Genomic DNA, 398 nt, shown 5'->3' on the forward strand with positions numbered 1-398 from the left:
TATGAGTAATAGCCTCACGCTGTCATCTTTACTTTCTCCTTGGGGTGACTTTAGTTCACCTGAGCTGGATGCGATTGCTGTTAAGCAGTTGGAGTTGGATAGCCGTGCGATCAAGGACGGTGATATCTTTGTTGCCATTGTTGGACATGCCGTTGATGGTCGTCGCTTTATCGACAAAGCGATCGCTCAAGGTGCGAAAGCCGTCATCGCACAGGCTGGTGATGACAAAACTCATGGCTTGGTTAACTGGTTAAATGCCGTTCCTGTTGTTTATGTAGCAGAGCTAAATTCAATTCTCTCTGAACTGGCAGGCCGAGTTTATTCTTCTCAAGCGACCAAACTGATTGGCGTTACAGGTACCAATGGCAAAACCACCATCACTCAATTGATTGCTCAAT

1 protein-coding gene is annotated in these 398 nt (G+C 46.2%); it reads left to right on the plus strand.

From position 1 onward, the window contains the following. Position 1: 1 nt before the first annotated feature. Positions 2 to 398: Mur ligase domain-containing protein (locus AB4486_RS26855; RefSeq protein WP_372119826.1), on the plus strand; the 397-nt coding region annotated here is incomplete at its 3' end.

This window comes from Vibrio sp. 10N.222.55.C6 (assembly GCF_041473395.1).
GTDB lineage: Bacteria > Pseudomonadota > Gammaproteobacteria > Enterobacterales > Vibrionaceae > Vibrio > Vibrio crassostreae_C.